Raw genomic sequence first — 17186 nt, forward strand, 5'->3', positions numbered from 1 at the left:
GTTGCAACCGATAATAGGACGTTATGTTAATTAGAAATGTATACGATATTCATAAAATCCGAACTGTTCAATTTGTTAAAAAAAACTATAGTTGAAATTCTTTCTTTATAATTTCAGCTACTTCTGTAGCATTTAAATTCGTATTATTGATCCTTATATAATTTTTCTCTGTAATTTCTCCTTCTCTTGAATTTAATCTAAAATTTTCAAATGTGCTTAATAAATTTTGTTCAGATTGTTCAATCTTTCTTTTCGTTGGCTTATGTTCAAGTCGATGAGGTGTTTTATTTCGTTGAAGTCTTTCTTCTACATCAGCTTCTAATTCAACAAAATAAATATCAACCCCTTGGGAACGAAAAATATTACATATACTTTCAACATCATCCCAATCTTTCTTTTCATTAAACGCCCATACGTATGTAAAAATCATTCCATAATGTTCACTCTTTGAAAATGATTGAAATATTTCCTTTCGGAAAAGATGGGTTAATCGCCACATTTCCGAAGAGAATCCATACAATGGCTCCAATAAATCAATTGTCATATGGTTATGAAATAATTTTAAATCAGTCATCTTTGCTAGTTCTTGTCCAACTGTCATTTTCCCAACTGCTTGTGGCCCAAATATCAAAACAAACTTTTTCATCGAATTCCCTCCAAAAAATAATAAGACATTAATTATAAAATAAGAGATTCTGTAAATGTATCACAATCAAAATATTTTGTAGAATCTATATACTTTTCTGCCTTTTGTATTTATAAAAATAGTTGTCTTCCAATAACGAAAATTATGTAAATAAGCTATCCATATGGATAGCTTATTATATTTTTTTGCTTAGCGTGTTTTTTTCAAAAATACTGGCGGTACCTCAAGAAATGGATAAAAAATAAAAATCATCGGAAACGAAAGCTTTTAAAATCCCGTTCCTAATTTAAAATGTAAAAAGAATGAAATAGTATGGTAGGGGGAAGAAAGTAGTAAAATTAAGCATCCGAGTAGGAGTATAGAGTGATAACATGTTACAATACAGCTAAGAACATGCAATAAAGGAGAGTTTTTTACGTGAAGATTAAAGCAATTGAACCGACGCCAAGTCCAAACACAATGAAAGTTATTTTGAATGAAGTATTACCATCAGGAGCACGTAATAATTATACAAATGAAAATAAAGAACAGGCACCAATGCAAGTGCAAGAAATTTTGAAAATTGAAGGCATTAAAGGTGTATATCATGTAGCCGACTTTTTAGCAGTGGAGCGAAATGCGAAGTATGACTGGAAAGTTTTATTACAACAAGTTCGTGCTGTTTTCGGCGAAGAAGTAGTGGAAGAAAGTGAAGAACAACAACTTGCTCATTTTGGAGAAGTGAAAGTGTTTGTTCAAATGTTCTTTACAATTCCAATGCAAGTAAAGTTAACAGATGGAACGACGGAAGAACGTGTTGGTTTACCTGATCGTTTTAAAGAATCAATTATGAAAGTGCAAATGTCTGCACCAAATGTTGTAAAAGAGCGTAAATGGGTGGAACAAAGTACACGTTACGGTAACTTTGAAGAAATCGGGAAAGAAGTAGTAGAAGAGATTGTTGCTGCTTATTCAGAAGAACGTGTAAATGAAACGGTTAAAGAATTATTAAATCAAGCAGGTGCTGTTGAAGTAACGATCCAAAAGCGTGAGCCATATAAAGTAACAGAAGAGATGATGAAAGATTCTGACTGGAAAAACCGTTTTGCAGCATTAGAACAAATGGATCCTACTGAAGAAGATATTCCAGTGTTGAAGATGGCGTTAGATGATGAAAAAGTTTCAATACGCCGTTTAGCAACAGCGTATTTAGGTATGGTAAAAGGTGATGAAGTATTACCGTTATTATATAAAGCTTTATTAGATCGCTCTGTAAGTGTTCGTCGTACTGCAGGAGATTGTTTATCAGATGTAGGTGATCCGGCAGCGATGTTCGTTATGATTAAATCTCTGAAAGATCCAAGTAAATTAGTACGCTGGCGTGCAGCTATGTTCTTATTTGAACTTGGAGATGAAAGTGCGATTCCAGCATTAAAAGCAGCGCAAGATGATCCAGAGTTTGAAGTAGCTATGCAAGCACGTCTAGCATTAGAACGTATTGAAGGCGGAGAAGAAGCAAAAGGTTCTGTATGGAAACAAATGACGGAGTCTCGTAAAGGGGAATAATATATGATTGTTTTCTATGATAGTTGGTGTCCGATGTGTACGGCGGTTGCAGAACGTACGAAAAAATTAGATAAAAAGGGTAAGATGAAATTTGTTTCATTTCGAGATGAAGATGTAGTTGAGAAGTATGAGCTTTCTCAAGAACTACAAAGTAAGATGGAACAAAGATTGTATATTTTTAAAAATAATAAGTGGTATGACGGCATTCATAGCATACATGTATTAGCAAAGGCCGTTCCATCTTATTGGTTTGCCGTTCCTTTTATAAAGCTATCTATCGTACTTGGTTTTGGAAGTAAAGTATACGATTATATCGCTAACAATAGAAAACTTGTTCCAGTGGGGCATTGCCGCGGTGGGGTTTGTGAAATCCCTACAAAAAAATGAAATCATCGTTATCTTTCTTTTGCACCTATTAATAGAGCGTGATATGATGAATTTGGAATGAAAGTTGAAGGAGAGATTACAAGATGTCAAATGCTTATGAAGAATACATGCGCCAAATGGTAATCCCAATGCGCCAAGAGTTAGTGCGTTCTGGGTTTGAAGAGTTAACTACAGAAGAAGCTGTAACAGAATTTATGGAAAATACATCAGGTACAACTTTAGTAGTTGTAAACTCTGTTTGTGGTTGTGCAGCTGGTTTAGCACGTCCATCAGCAGGTCAAGCGGTTGTTCGTGCTGAAAAACAACCTGATCATCTTGTAACTGTATTCGCAGGTCAAGATAAAGATGCTACTGCAAAAATGCGTGAATACTTCGGAGAAATTCCTCCATCTTCACCATCTATGGCATTATTAAAAGGAAAAGAAGTTGTTCACTTCATTCACCGTCATGAAATTGAAGGTGCAACTATGGACGAAATTATTACGAACTTAGAACAAGCTTTCGAAAAGAATTGCTAAAGAAGGGGGAGAGTAAATCTCCCTCTTTTCTTTATATAGAGGTGAAACAATGATCGTAACAACGGCAGGAAGAACGAATAAAGAAATGACAGATTATGCAAAGCAGGTAGCCGCAGAATTAAATCGTTCATTCGTTAAACGTAATGACATACCAGTACATAAGCTGCATGAGCAGTATGAACAAGATGTGCTTGTCGTAGGGAAGAACCGATTAGCTATTTATCCAAAAGGTACGGAAGAATCGTTTTTCTTTCATCCGAACTCAGCGATGTTTCGTGTGAAAAGGTTAATGCGTGGAGAACACGATCCGTTTGTACAAGCCACGCAATTAGAGAGAGGAATGACAGCGTTAGATTGTACGCTCGGGATGGCATCAGATAGTATTGTAGCTAGTTATGTTGTTGGTGAAAGCGGAAAAGTAACAGGACTTGAAGGCAATGAGTATATGGCTTATATTATGGAAAATGGTTTGAAAACATGGTCTTCATCCGTTTCTGAAATTGATGAAGCAATGCAAAGAATTCAAGTAAAGCAAACGGAGCATTTTTCATTTTTAGCGCAATGTGAAGACAATAGTTACGATGTCGTTTACCTTGATCCGATGTTTGAAGAAACTGTCATAGAATCCGACGGAATTAAAGGATTAAAACACTTCGCTTTGTATCATGATATTACTGACGAAACAATTGCGGAGGCAAAACGAGTGGCGAGAAAACGTGTCGTTTTAAAAGATCATTTTCGTAGTTCTAGATTTGAAAAACACAATTTTTATGTATACAAAAGAAAAAGTGCTAAGTTTCACTTTGGTGTAATTGACCCTTGCTAATTGTTTGAAAAGATGTATAATAAGCAATAATTAATTAAATATACTGTCTGTGATGAAGAAAGTAGTCTTTTTTAGAAGGAAAGCGAGCTAGGGATGGTGTGAGCCTAGTACGGAAGAAAAAGATGAAGCGCACTTCGGAGATGCTTCTTGAACGAATAGTAGAGAAAGCCGAGGCCCCCTGTCCTCGTTATAAACGGGAAAGTGGTTCGTAACGAACAACAAGGGTGGTACCACGGGTTAAAACTCGTCTCTTTTTTAGAGACGAGTTTTTTGTGTTTTAAAAAATAAGGAGGTTGTATCATGGATTATAAAATGCAGTTTGTGGAAAGTTTATCTAATATTTTCACGAATGAATTAACGCAAAAACAAATTTTAGATTTAATTGAAACACCGAAACAAGATGAATTTGGAGATGCAGCGTTCCCATGCTTTTCATTAGCGAAGCAATATAAAAAAGCACCAGCTCTTATCGCAAAGGAAGTTGCTGAGAAATTCAATGATCCGTTTTTTACGAAAGTAGAAGCCGTTGGTCCTTATGTAAATGTATTTTTCAATCGTGAAACTGTAAGTGATGCAGTATTAAAAACAGTTTTAGCGGAGAAAGAAGAGTTCGGTCAAAGCCACTTTGGCTGTGAAAAAACAGTAGTAATTGATTATTCCTCTCCTAATATCGCGAAACCTTTTTCGATGGGGCATTTACGTTCTACAATGATAGGAAATTCGCTGAAACATATCGCTGAAAAATGTGGCTATGAAGTTGTAGGGATTAATTATATAGGAGATTGGGGAACACAGTTTGGAAAGTTAATTACGGCTTATAAAAAATGGGGAAATGAAGCAGTAGTTAAAGAAGATCCAATACGTGAGCTATTTAAGTTATATGTCCAATTCCATGAAGAGGTAAAAGACGACGAAGAACTAGAAGAAGAAGGACGTGCTTGGTTTAAGAAATTAGAAGAAGGTGATGAAGAAGCGGTAGAGCTTTGGAATTGGTTCCGTCATGAGTCCCTTAAAGAATTTTCTCGCATTTATGAACTTCTCGGCGTAGAATTTACTAATTTTCAGGGAGAAGCATTTTATAATAATTTAATGGAAGATTTTATTGGGATTTTAGAAGAACATGAGTTGCTTGAAGAATCAGAAGGTGCATTAGTCGTTAATTTAGAAGAAGAAGGAATGCCGCCTTGTTTAATTAGAAAATCAGATGGTGCGACGATTTATGCAACGCGTGACTTAACGGCAGCTTTATATCGTCAAAACACTTATGGGTTTGATAAAGCGCTATATGTTGTTGGTCCAGAACAAAGCTTACATTTCAATCAATTTTTCACCGTATTAAAAAAACTTGGCTATACTTGGGTTGATGGTATGGAACACGTACCGTTTGGCTTCATTTTAAAAGATGGTAAGAAAATGTCGACACGTAAAGGAAGAGTTATTTTACTTGAAGAAGTACTCGAAGAAGCAATCGAACTTGCAAAACAAAATATTGAAGAGAAAAATCCAAACTTAAAACAGAAAGAAGAAGTAGCAAAGCAAGTCGGTGTTGGTGCAGTCATCTTCCACGATTTAAAAAATGAGCGTATGCATAATATCGAATTCTCATTAGAAAATATGCTGAAATTTGAAGGAGAAACAGGACCTTACGTACAGTACACACATGCACGTGCTTGTTCTATTTTAAGAAAAGAAAGTGTAGAATTTGAAACATGTACATTTGCTTTAAAAGACGATCATAGCTGGAGTGTCGTAAAATTACTTAATAAATTCCCTCAAGTAATTGAAGCGGCTTTCAATAAAAATGAGCCATCTATTATTTCGAAATATATATTAGATGTAGCACAATCATTCAATAAATATTACGGTAATGTTCGTATATTAGAAGAGAGCAAAGAAAAAGACAGCAGACTCGCATTGGTTTATGCTGTGACGGTTGTATTAAAAGAAGGATTACGTTTACTTGGGGTGGGGGCACCTGAGGAGATGTAACATAGTAGTAAACTGACAAACTGGGTCTAGTATAAACCTGGTTTGTTTTTTATTGGATATATATTTTTTTTGCAAAATCAATTAAAATCTTTTTAGAGAGGGTGATTCATATTGATTCGAACTTTTATTTTACAAATTCCTTGTCATAGAAGATTAGATAGGAGTTTTTTTAAACTACAAAAGTACATACCTTTATGTGCGCGTTGTACAGGCATGCTTATTGGTATTTTAATGTTTCCAATTTATTTTTATATGACACCTTCATTTCTTTTGGCAATCATACTATCATTTTTCGCTCAAATTCCGTTACTTATCGATGGGTTCACCCAAAAGTGGAAATGGAGAAGTAGCTCAAATTTGCTAAGAATAACTACTGGTGTATTAAGCGGTAATGGTATGGGATTATTCATTTCCTCTAGTGTTACATGGATATTATCTTAAGATATATAGTAATGGAGGTATTTACATAGATGTTCTGGATTTACTTAATTCTAATTTTTATTTCAGGCGGAAGTGGAATTGGTTTTATGACTCAAAATAAGTATACAGAAGCAATAATAGCTTTTGTTATTTGTATACTATTGTTTGGGCTACTGTATTATTATCTTAAAAGAAACAAAAGAAAGAGAAAAGCAGATTGTGACGATTTAGACTGTACGGATTGTTTTGATTGTGATTGTACTTGTTAAATTTTTATTCCAAATAAAAAGCTAGTGTATTATTAAAAATACACTAGTTTTTTTGCTTTGAAATTTTAAGAAAAGTGTAGGAATACGGCTATTATATAGAGAACTTTAGTTTTGTATATAAAAGGAGGCGGGAAAATAATCTGTTTTGAACCACATTGGATTTCTAATATGGCTTCTTATTTACTAGATGGGGAGAAACAATCGGAATTTATTCAGCTAGGTGTTTTGCAGAAATTATTTGAAAGTGATACGCAAAGAAATGGTAAAGATGGCAATATAGGCATGAAAATACCGATATATTTAAGTGAATTAGGTGTGAAAAATATTGAATGTAGAGTAAGCGATAAAGTGAACTTTTTAGATTCAAATATGCATCACAATGATAAAAACGATTTGTATCAATCATTAAAAGAAGAGGGGATTGCAGGTGATCCGGGTGATAAGCAACAATTTGTAGAACGTTTAATAGCCAGAGGATTAACATATGATAATGCGCTAGCTCAATATGAAGCTGAACTACGATTTTTTAAAATATTTCATGTGTATTCTTCTTTTGTATACGCTCCCAATATGAAAATTACATTTGGTGACATAGTTTGTTAAAAGGTATGATGTATAAGGCTTGTCGTTTAATGTCGATAAGTCGATATTCGACATATAATCGCTGATATATGTTAAGAATCGGTCGATATAATTTGAAAATCGCCGATAAAATGAAAGAATCGCTGATATATTTGAATTATCGCCGATATAATTTTATGTACTAATTTCAGCTTCTACAAGATTAAAACCGCATGTTACGTTATTCCATATAATTAAACAAAATACGGAGAAAAACAATCATTTTTACTATATTTTGTTATAAATTTGAATAATATTAATTAATAACATCTATTATAAGAGATTTTAGTTGAATACATACTATATGGTGTGTAAAATCTAAGCAAGTAGCAGTTTAAATATAAATTCGAGGTGAATGCATGCTAGATTTTAAGCAGTTAGAAACTTGTTTAAAAGACAAGAGATTTGTAGATGGATTACAGGAAATAAATAATGAAATTGCATATATAAAAGAAACGAATACTTTATCCTCTGTGAAGAATTGGCTTGCCAATATTCCTTCGCATAAGGAGTTCGATATATTAATTCGCCTTACTGATGAAGGGCTTATGCACCAATACAGTTCATTCCTCATTCGTTACGCTTATAAAAAATCCCCAAATATGAGAACGCTCTCTTTATATTGTGATGAGTTAATTGATGAGCGGAAAATTCTTGAAGCGGAGCAGTTGTTAAAATCTTCTTTAGAAGAGTTAAGTAAAGAAGAAATAGATGCAGATTTTTTAGCGAAAACATATTTTACGTTAGTACGATGTCTTTTAGAAATGAAACGAAACGAAGAAGCGTTAATGTATATGCAAAAAGCAGAGGAGTACAGTGCACGCGCAGTGTTTGATAAATGGGGCTACGTTTATATGCATACAGGTGAATGGGAGAAAGCGGAAAAACAATTTATTGCTGGCATGCAGCATGAAGATTGTGAAGAGTTATCTACCTATTTATTATCACAATTGTATGCGAATAAAGGAGAACAAAAACGCGCGATACAGTTAATCGATGATGCGATTGTAAAATTCCCACAAGTACCATATTTTCATTTTGAGAAGATAAAGTATTTATTAGATTTAGAGCAATATGAAGAGATGTTAGCGGTAATAGATAACATAAATACTCAGCTGCCATATCATGCCTATAATACTTACTTTGTACATTTACGTGCAGAAGCGCTGTACAAAATGAATAAATTTGCAGATTTACAAAAACTATTAAAAGAAGAAAAGAGTTTAAAAGAATCTTTATATCATAATTTAGAAAAAAATCCGGATGGAAAAAAGGTTCACTTGCCGATAGTTCCTATTGTACAAAAGGATAATTATTGTGTTCCGACAAGCTTAGAGATGATGTTGCGTATATGGGGAGAGAAACGTACACAAGATGAAATAGCAGAGTTTATTTTTGATATGACAGGTTCGAAGTTTTCAGATACTGTTTCTTATTTAGAAGAATTAGGTTATGAATATCGTTATTTTAAAGGGAATGAAGAGAATTATAAGAGACTGATTGACGAAGGAATTCCTGTTTTATTAAGTATAGATATTGAGCATGCTTCACACGTACAAGTTCTATCTGGATATGATGATACATTGCAAGCTTTCTATGTTCAAGATCCAAACTTTATAGAACCAGTTCTTGTGGAATATAGTAAATTACAAGAAAAATATCGTTATACAGGCTGTTTAGCAATCACGTTTGTTCCGAAAGAAAAGAAGGAGCAACTAGCGTTTCTAAGTGAAGAAGAAGATCGTTATTTTAAATCTATTTTTTCTCTTACGGATCATTTAGATGAACATGACAAAGAGGGAATTAGTAACTTAGTACAATTTTTAAAAGAAACGAGTGATAATCCAAATACGTGGTTATATACGATAAAGCACTTAGATGTTGAAGTAGATAAAGAATTTATTTTATATTGTATCGATAAGTTAATGGAAAAGTTTCCGAACTCGGACTTTGTTAAATTGCATGGTGCACAGTGTTTTATTCGTCTTCAGGAAGTAGAGAAAGCGGAGCAAATGCTGACAAGCGTTGAGAAGAAAAATAATCGTGCTTTATATCATTTAATAAACGGAAGATATGCGTTTGAACAGGAAAGTTATCTAGAAGCGATTTCAAGCTTTCGTTCATCGTTACAATTAGACGCAGATCAGCCTATTGCTTGGAGTTTTCTCGCTTTATCCTATATGTATATTGATCAATCTGAAAAAGCATTGCAATACTCTCAAGTTGCGTTAGAGCGTAGTCCTGAAAGGTTCACTTTAACAAATCACGGTTTAATATTAATAGATTTAGAAAGATATGAAGAAGCATATGAAATCTTTAATGACTTGTTAAAAGAGTATAAATATGAAGCGCATGTATGGTATGAACGAGCGAGATGTGCACATCAACTAGGGAAATTATATTTAGCAATAAAAGGGCTTAAAGTAGCGATTCATTTGGATAGTAATGCACCTTACATTTATACGAAACTTTCGGAAATATACGAATCTGATTTGAAGGATGAGGAAAGTGCGAAAGAAATTTTATTAAACGGTATTGAGAATTGTGATGATAAAGCACCTCTTTACGTAAAATTAGGTGACTATCATTTTCAAAATGATAGCTTGGAAGAAGCAGAAGTATTGTATAAGCGTGCTTTAGAAGAAAATGATGAGGATGTTTATTCTCACTTCGGACTTACACAAGTTTATATGGCAAGAGAACAATATAAGGAAGCAAAAGAATATATTCTTGGTCTTGAGAAGCAAATTGAAAAGAGCCAAGATTTCCTCATGAATGCAGGAATGGTTTTATGGGATGCTGAAATTGAACTTGGTGGAAATGAAGAAGGATTTAAAGTAGCGCTATCTAAGTTAGAAAATGGTATAAAGAAAAGTGATTATAATGTAGCAAGTGCGTTAGATGAATATGTGAATCGAATTAAAGGAACGGAATTTGTACAACGAGGTATAGCATTTTTAAGAACGTTACACAAAGAAAGAAATGAAGTAAGTGAGTACGGTTGTTATGCAGGTATTTTGTATGAATCTATTGGACAGTACGGCCAAGCGATGAAAAGATATAATAAGGCGATAGAACAAATGGAAACGGCATTACCGTATTACCGAATTGGCGAAACACTTATGGCATTAGGGCAATTGACGGAAGCAAAGCAGGCGTATGAAACATGTTTAGAGCTTGATGGGAATTTCGTAGGTGTACATTTACAGCTTGCGGAAATATACGAAAAAGAAGAAAACCGTTCTAAAGAACAAAGTCATATGGTTCAGGCGATGAAAGAAGAGCCGTTGCATATTAATATGGAATATTTGGCACAGCTTTCAGTAGAAATGAACCTTCAGGAAGAATTGCTGATTGAACTAGAACAATTAGCGGACGAAGTACCTGAAATATGGCGTTTAGATGCGATTGCATATGTGTACGGAGCGATGAATGAAACAGATAAAGAACAAGCACAGATTGAATACGCGCTACAATTAGATGGTGAGCATATAGAAGTACTATATCATTATGCAAAAGTATTAGTGAAAAAAAGAAATGTAAAAGCAATTGAAGTTGCAATGAAAGTAATACAAAAAGATTTTGATAATGAACGTATATTTGATGTTTATGTAAAAGCAGTAGAGCAACATAAAAAATTGTCTAACATACGAGATTTTCTTCATACGTTAAAGGTGAAAAAAGCAGAAAGAAGTGCAGCATTCATGTATGCTGCAGCTGCGGTTACGGAAATATGGATTGAACGCCAGCTGCATGAACAGCCGAAACGATCTATCATTACGAGAGCTTTTTATCATATGAAAAATCGTGCGAAAGAAATTTCAATGGTTACTATGATAATTGATTTATATGAAATCTCTTTAAAGTTAAATCCGAAAAATAGTATGGCAGCACAGCGATTTGCGCTATTTTATGAGAATGTAGAGATGAATAAAGAAGCAATAGAGATTCTGCACACGTCACTAGAAAATAAATGGGATTATGACGTAGCGAAGCAACTTGTAAATCTTTTCGTTGAGTGCGAGGAAGAAGATATGTTAAGAGATGCTTTGGAATTAACGAAACAAATGGTTCGAGAACTACCAGATGATTATGATACTCTTCTTCTGCAAGCACAAGTATTCTTTAAAGCAGGGGAAGAAAGAAAAGCAGAAAAGATTATCTTACAATTAACAGAGCAAACACCGTTTGTAAGTAGAGCATTTCTTGCTTTAGGAGAAATATATCAAAGTCAAGAAAGGTTTGAAGAGGCAATTCAAGTATTAGAAAATGCTTCTATACATCATCCAAATGAAACAGTAATTCTTCTTTCTTTAGCGTCTTCATATCATGGTGCCGGCCAAACACTAAAGGCAGAAAAAATAACAAATGAAGTATTAACAATGGATGCAAGTGATTTGTTAGCAAGATATGATCGTGCTTGTTATTTAGCACAGTTAAATAGAAATGAAGAGGCGAAGGAAGAGCTTGAAATTGTCCTTCGTGAGGATGACTCGGGATTCTTTGTTGAACTTATTGAGGATGATGAAAATTTAGCAGCATTGCGAGAATTTGAAAAGTAATTGTATAAGAATAGGGGAAAAAGATAAGGATATATTTTGAATTAGTTGACAATTAGTTGCTAAATGGCATAAAATAACTTTTAACAAAGTATACAAATCTGAAGACGAGAAAGAGTAAAATAGTGAGCTGTTCTCCAGAGAGCCGGTATATTGCTGAAAGCCGGTGTGCAGACGTTATTTGAAAATCATCTCCGAGGAGCTGAGGCTGAAAGTAAGTAAGCCCGGACGGATGTCTACCGTTACAAAGAACACGTATGATAGTACGTTGCTAAGTGCTATTAGTGAAAAAGCTAATAGAATTAGGGTGGTATCGCGGGTAAACCCGTCCCTACTTTATAGGGACGGGTTTTTTGTGTGCTTTAAAATATTCAAAGGAGTGATTGTATATGGAAAAAGTAGATGTAAAAGAATCAGCTGTAGGAAGAGAAATGCGAATTCGCAAACAGTGGAACGAACAAAATATTTTCGAACAATCAATTCAGAATCGAGAAGGCGCACAGTCTTTCGTATTTTATGAAGGACCACCAACGGCGAACGGACTACCGCATGTAGGTCATGCACTTGGACGAACAATTAAAGACTTAGTAGCAAGATATAAAACGATGGCTGGTTATAAAGTGTTAAGAAAAGCGGGATGGGATACACATGGTTTACCTGTAGAATTAGGCGTTGAGAAGCAACTTGGTATTTCTGGTAAACATGAGATCGAAGAATATGGCATTGAACCATTTATTCAAAAGTGTAAAGAGAGTGTTTTCACATATGAGAAGCAGTGGCGTGAATTCACTGAAAGTATTGGTTATTGGGTAGATATGGATGATCCATATGTAACTTTAAAGAATCCATATATCGAAAGTGTATGGCATATTTTGGGGACAATCCATGAAAAAGGATTGTTATATAAAGGACATAGAGTTTCACCATACTGCCCAAGCTGCCAAACCTCATTGAGCTCACATGAGGTTGCACAAGGGTATAAAACAGTAAAAGATTTAAGTGCAACTGTGAAGTTTAAAGTGAAAGATAGTGAAAATGAGTATTTCTTAGGTTGGACCACAACACCTTGGACACTTCCAGCAAACGTTGCGCTTGCTGTCCATCCAAATATGGAATACGTTAAAGCAAAACAAGAAAGTCATGTATACATTGTTGCGAAAGAACGTGTACAAGAAGTATTAAAAGAGAACTATGAAGTATTATCTGTTCATAAAGGCGAAGAATTATTAAACACATCTTATACAGCGCCATTTCCGATGAAAGAAGTTACAAATGGTTACCGCGTTATTGCAGCAGATTTTGTAACGGGAGATAGTGGTACAGGACTTGTTCATATTGCTCCAGCATATGGAGAGGACGATTATAGAGTCGTTCAAAGTGAAGGATTGTCATTCTTGCACGTTGTAGATGAAAAAGGTGAGTATACAGAAGCGGTACCATTTTTGAAAGGGAAATTTGTAAAAGATTGTGACGTGGATATCGTTCGTTATTTAGCGAAGGAAGGTTTACTGTATCATAAAGAAAAATATGAACATAGCTATCCGCATTGCTGGCGTTGTGATTCACCACTACTTTATTATGCAGGAGAAAGTTGGTTAATCCGAACAACTGCAATTAAAGATACATTTTTACAAAATAATGATTCTGTTACTTGGTATCCGGATCATATGAAACATGGACGTTTTGGTAAGTTTTTAGAAAATATGGTGGACTGGAATATTAGCCGAAATAGATATTGGGGAACACCATTAAACGTGTGGGAATGTGAAAGTTGTAATCATCAGTTCGCACCGAAGAGCATTGCCGAATTAAGAAAGCATAGTACGAAAGAAACACCGGAAGATTTGGAATTGCATAAGCCGTATGTAGATGAAGTGCAAGTCTGCTGCGAGAAATGCGGAGGAACAATGAATCGTACACCAGAAGTAATTGATGTTTGGTTTGATAGTGGTTCTATGCCATTTGCACAATATCATTACCCATTTGAAAATAAAGAGTTATTTGAAGAGCAGTTTCCAGCGGATGTTATTGCAGAAGGAATTGATCAAACACGCGGCTGGTTTTATAGTTTATTAGCAGTATCAGCACTATATACAGGAAAAGTACCGTATAAACGAGTGTTATCACTAGGGCATGTTTTAGATGAAGAAGGGCAGAAAATGTCTAAAAGCAAAGGAAATGCACTAGACCCAGTTGATTTAGTAGATAAATTTGGTGCAGATGCGCTAAGATGGGCTTTACTTGTTGATAGTGCCCCGTGGAATGCGAAGCGTTTTTCTGAAAGAACAGTACTGGAAGCGAAATCTAAATTTGTAGATACATTAGTCAATGTGTATAGCTTCTACGTTTTATATGCAAATTTAGATGAGTATAATCCGAAAGAAACGTATGATGTAAAGCTTACGAAATTAGACGAATGGGTATTATCAAGATTGCATAGTACAACGAAAAAAGTGAGAACGGCACTTGATGATTATCAATTTACGAATGCAGCTCGTGAAATTGCAGCACTTGTAGATGAAGTGAGTAACTGGTATGTAAGACGCTCACGTAATCGTTTCTGGGAATCTGGTATGAACGCTGAGAAAGCAGCTGCGTATGAGACACTTCATGAAGTACTTGTAACAATTAGTAAATTAATTGCACCATTTACACCATTTGTCGCGGAAGACATTCATCTGAATTTAGAAGGAAGCAGCGTTCATTTAGCCGATTATCCAGTTGTAAATGAATCACTACTTCAGCCGAAATTAGAAGCGGAAATGGATGCTGTTTTACAAGTTGTTGAACTTGGAAGAAGTAACCGTAATCAGCATTCTTTAAAAGTAAAACAGCCGCTAGCAGAACTTGTATTACTTGAGCATAACGAGAATGATATGGATTGGGAATCTTATCGTGATATCGTTATGGATGAGTTAAATGTAAAAGCGTTCCATGTTGAACTCGATGAAACAAAATACACATCATATCAATTGAAGCTTAATTTTAAAACAGCGGGGCCGAAGTTCGGTAAAAATGTGAATGCAGTGAATGGTTGGCTAAAACAATTATCACAAGAAGAAGTGCAAAACTTTGTATCAACAGGAAGAGCAGTTTACGAAGCAACACCAGGAGAAGAAGTAGTTGTAACTGCTGAAGATGTGTTAGTTGAGAAAGTTGCAAAATCAGGATTCTCTAATACGACTAACGGACAATATACAGTTATGTTAGATACGAATGTAACGGAAGAATTGTTGCAAGAAGGAGTAGCGCGTGAATTCATTCGTGCGGTTCAAGAATATCGTAAACAGTTGAATTTACCAGTTAATTTACGAGTCGATGTTATTCTTGATACAGAAGTAGAGCTACAGCGAACGTTAACGAACCATAAAGATTTATTGGAAGAAAACTTACTCGTTAAACAATTTACATTTGGTCACTTAACGAACGAAGACGATGAACTTTCTTTAGGTGAAACAAAACTTAGAATTAAATTAAGTGCAGCTAATTAAAGAAAAAAGGAAGTTGGAATGATTCCAACTTCCTTTTTGTATGATGGAAATTTATCCGGCTAATTTCCTCATAATCCATTCGATAGGACCTCTAGAAAATTTCTTTCTCCATAACACACTAATTAAAATGCTGAAAATGAAAAATGCAGTAGCAAATAATAAAACGAATAGTAGTGATTGATTTTCCATTCTATTTAATAGAATTAATGTCCCAATACCGATAAATACATGACTGACATAATGAGTTAATGTTAATTGTCCTGTTTGCACAATGGAAGTGACAAACCAATTATTTCTATATTTTTCAGCGATATAGAGGCAAATGATTAATATAGCAATAGAGGATCCTGTAGCAGATAAAATATATAATACATTTGGTAAGATGGGTCCTGTATTAAATAAAAATGTGGCGGTCTCTCTGCCGATGTATGGAATAAAAAAGTGTGTAAGTCCTTTTGATAAAAGTTCTGTCAATATTGTGATTGTAATACCGAGTAAGAGTAATCTTTTTTTTATTTTTTTATTATGAAGATCTAACCTGCCAATTAACATACCGATTAAGAAGAACGAGAACCAAGGGAAAATAGGGTGATAGCCATTAAAGAATAAGTTGCGAAGAAAACCCTTTATTGTCCAGAAGTCTACATAATTTATAAATGGAGTTGGACCTACCCAACCCTCGAAAGTATTGAAAGTAAGCTGAAGAGATTGTGCGAACAATAAAATAATGATAGAAAGAAAAAGTAATAGTTTTTTGCGTACTGTCATGAGTAATGCAGCAACGAAAAGGTAAACACCATAGTAGTGTAATATATCCCCAGTCCACTCCATTACATATAGTAGTAATCCTAAAATAAATAAGAAAAGTGATCGTTTCCATATGGTCTTTCGGCTATTAGAAATTTTTATTTGTTCATTGCTAGCAACGGCTGACCTAGTCATTAAAGTTATACCGATGCCAGCAAGTATAACAAACAAAGCAGAGGCTCTACCTTCAAATAGTGACATGAAGGTTATTAAAAAAGGGGGACCATTTCCTTCTGCACCTGTTATCACCATGAAATTAACAAGTAGCATACCAAACATCGCCCAAGCTCTAGCAAAATCTAAGCCGATAATGCGTTTTTTTGTATTCACTTCAACCCCTTCTTTCAAAAATGTTATTTACAGCTTCAATCCAAATTTGTTTATAATCTATCTTTGCATCAATCATCATAAAATTTCCGATATTATCAAGCACTAATGCTAACATATGAGCTTTTGAAACTAGATTTTTATTTTCAATTAATTGAAGTTCATTTGCTTTTATAAGGAGTACTTCAAATCCATGTAAGTATTCTGTTTGCACAGTTAGTAATCGATCTTTGTACATCTTGTTTCTTGAAGATAGTAATACATATTCTTGTAACACTCGGTTAAAATAAGGGTCGTTTCGCTGTTCATCAATTATTTTAAGGCCAATTGCAATACATTTTTCAATAAAATTTGATTTTGTAAACTCTTCTGTATGGAAATAAGAAGAGAACTGCATAGCTTTACATAATTCAGTAAAAATACATTCAATTAAAGCATCTTTAGACTTAAAGTAGTAATATATAGATGGTTTTGCGATACCAACCTCCTCACCAATCATCGTATAAGTTGTTTTAACAATACCGTACGTAGCAAAAAGGCGATAACTTGCTTCCATTATTGAAGAGAGTGTTTCTTCACTTTTACTCATATAGATCCTCCTAAAAAAAGGTTATTTAAATCGTATCACTTACAAGTGATTTTTTCAACCTACCGTTAGGTAAAAAAATAGTCTATTTTTTTAAACAGTAATATGAAAAGCTTTAGGGATAAGGAATGGATTTAGAAATTTCTTTCTAAAGTATTGTGTTCACTTTACACATAAATATTGAGAAAATTTCAC

Annotated in this window: 12 protein-coding genes, 1 pseudogene and 2 other annotated features; of the genes and pseudogenes, 10 read left to right on the plus strand and 3 right to left on the minus strand. The window is 34.3% G+C overall.

Features of this window, described 5'->3' with window-relative positions; translation table 11 throughout:
* Positions 1–85 precede the first annotated feature (85 nt).
* On the minus strand, positions 86–646 hold the full coding sequence (locus DN407_RS10340; RefSeq protein WP_000714950.1) for an AAA family ATPase: 561 nt from the start codon (positions 644–646) through the stop codon (positions 86–88).
* Between the two features lie 417 nt (positions 647–1063).
* Here DN407_RS10340 and DN407_RS10345 point away from each other — a divergent pair, with 417 nt between their 5' ends.
* From DN407_RS10345 to ileS, 10 genes and pseudogenes are all read left to right on the plus strand, one after another.
* Positions 1064–2191, plus strand: a complete 1128-nt coding sequence (locus tag DN407_RS10345; protein WP_000692580.1) for a conserved virulence factor C family protein — start codon at positions 1064–1066, stop codon at positions 2189–2191.
* Positions 2192–2194: 3 nt separating this feature from the next.
* The gene (locus tag DN407_RS10350) at positions 2195–2578 is read left to right on the plus strand and encodes a thiol-disulfide oxidoreductase DCC family protein (RefSeq protein ID WP_000634873.1); all 384 of its coding nucleotides are present in this window, start codon (positions 2195–2197) and stop codon (positions 2576–2578) included.
* An 83-nt stretch (positions 2579–2661) separates the two neighbouring features.
* Entirely contained in the window at positions 2662–3096 is a 435-nt protein-coding gene (locus tag DN407_RS10355; RefSeq protein WP_000063706.1) for a BrxA/BrxB family bacilliredoxin, read from the plus strand.
* A 49-nt stretch (positions 3097–3145) separates the two neighbouring features.
* Positions 3146–3922 (plus strand): class I SAM-dependent methyltransferase, encoded by a 777-nt coding sequence (locus tag DN407_RS10360; RefSeq protein WP_149216221.1) that lies wholly within the window; start codon positions 3146–3148, stop codon positions 3920–3922.
* 40 nt (positions 3923–3962) lie between these two features.
* Positions 3963–4177: a binding site (T-box leader), on the plus strand.
* A gap of 45 nt (positions 4178–4222) precedes the next feature.
* Entirely contained in the window at positions 4223–5911 is a 1689-nt protein-coding gene (gene argS / locus DN407_RS10365; RefSeq protein ID WP_149216222.1) for an arginine--tRNA ligase, read from the plus strand.
* Between the two features lie 111 nt (positions 5912–6022).
* Positions 6023–6352 (plus strand): DUF2085 domain-containing protein, encoded by a 330-nt coding sequence (locus DN407_RS10370; protein ID WP_149216223.1) that lies wholly within the window; start codon positions 6023–6025, stop codon positions 6350–6352.
* 29 nt (positions 6353–6381) lie between these two features.
* A complete protein-coding gene (locus DN407_RS10375; RefSeq protein WP_000498604.1) occupies positions 6382–6600 on the plus strand; it encodes a hypothetical protein in 219 nt (72 codons plus the stop codon).
* Between the two features lie 117 nt (positions 6601–6717).
* A pseudogene (locus DN407_RS10380) lies at positions 6718–7203 on the plus strand (class I SAM-dependent methyltransferase); the annotation flags it as partial.
* A gap of 377 nt (positions 7204–7580) precedes the next feature.
* Positions 7581–11783, plus strand: a complete 4203-nt coding sequence (locus tag DN407_RS10385) for a bacteriocin-processing peptidase family protein (protein WP_149216224.1) — start codon at positions 7581–7583, stop codon at positions 11781–11783.
* Between the two features lie 92 nt (positions 11784–11875).
* Positions 11876–12116: a binding site (T-box leader), on the plus strand.
* Positions 12117–12169: 53 nt separating this feature from the next.
* Complete coding sequence (gene ileS, locus DN407_RS10390) at positions 12170–15271, plus strand: isoleucine--tRNA ligase (RefSeq protein WP_149216225.1); 3102 nt, start codon at positions 12170–12172, stop codon at positions 15269–15271.
* A gap of 51 nt (positions 15272–15322) precedes the next feature.
* Here the strand turns inward: ileS and DN407_RS10395 are convergent, their stop codons facing one another.
* Positions 15323–16408: a DUF418 domain-containing protein gene (locus tag DN407_RS10395; protein WP_001093123.1), complete on the minus strand. Its 1086-nt coding sequence runs from the start codon at positions 16406–16408 to the stop codon at positions 15323–15325.
* Position 16409: 1 nt separating this feature from the next.
* Complete coding sequence (locus DN407_RS10400) at positions 16410–16994, minus strand: TetR/AcrR family transcriptional regulator (RefSeq protein ID WP_000045222.1); 585 nt, start codon at positions 16992–16994, stop codon at positions 16410–16412.
* Between the last annotated feature and the right edge of the window lie 192 nt (positions 16995–17186).

Source organism: Bacillus sp. JAS24-2 (assembly GCF_008274905.1).
GTDB lineage: Bacteria > Bacillota > Bacilli > Bacillales > Bacillaceae_G > Bacillus_A > Bacillus_A cereus.

Coding starts and splice junctions, on each gene's coding strand:
- DN407_RS10400 (WP_000045222.1), bottom strand. CDS start 16,994: ATGAGTAAAAGTGAAGAAACACTCTCTTCAATAATGGAAGCAAGTTAT.
- DN407_RS10350 (WP_000634873.1), top strand. CDS start 2,195: ATGATTGTTTTCTATGATAGTTGGTGTCCGATGTGTACGGCGGTTGCA.
- DN407_RS10355 (WP_000063706.1), top strand. CDS start 2,662: ATGTCAAATGCTTATGAAGAATACATGCGCCAAATGGTAATCCCAATG.
- DN407_RS10340 (WP_000714950.1), bottom strand. CDS start 646: ATGAAAAAGTTTGTTTTGATATTTGGGCCACAAGCAGTTGGGAAAATG.
- DN407_RS10375 (WP_000498604.1), top strand. CDS start 6,382: ATGTTCTGGATTTACTTAATTCTAATTTTTATTTCAGGCGGAAGTGGA.
- ileS (WP_149216225.1), top strand. CDS start 12,170: ATGGAAAAAGTAGATGTAAAAGAATCAGCTGTAGGAAGAGAAATGCGA.
- DN407_RS10385 (WP_149216224.1), top strand. CDS start 7,581: ATGCTAGATTTTAAGCAGTTAGAAACTTGTTTAAAAGACAAGAGATTT.
- argS (WP_149216222.1), top strand. CDS start 4,223: ATGGATTATAAAATGCAGTTTGTGGAAAGTTTATCTAATATTTTCACG.
- DN407_RS10360 (WP_149216221.1), top strand. CDS start 3,146: ATGATCGTAACAACGGCAGGAAGAACGAATAAAGAAATGACAGATTAT.